Below are 219 nucleotides of genomic sequence, written 5' to 3' on the forward strand. Positions count from 1 at the left end.
ACGAAACTTATACTTATCATTGCGATAGGCATAACGTTTGAAATTAAAGCGGACGCCATGCGGATCAATGTAGTAATATTCCCAGTTCATAACTTTACGATCATCAGAACGCCATTTACGACTATTCTCTTTGAGCATGGTACTGTAAGGAATTAGAGCTGTACAATTAGGCAATTCGTCCTCAATATACTTGTAATTACTTTCCGAACCATAACCAGC

At 37.9% G+C, this 219-nt stretch carries 1 pseudogene; it reads right to left on the bottom strand.

From position 1 onward, the window contains the following. A pseudogene (locus QOS10_RS09685) lies at positions 1-219 on the bottom strand (IS1182 family transposase); the annotation flags it as partial.

The sequence above is a fragment of the Limosilactobacillus galli genome, from assembly GCF_947381495.1.
Lineage (GTDB): Bacteria > Bacillota > Bacilli > Lactobacillales > Lactobacillaceae > Limosilactobacillus > Limosilactobacillus galli.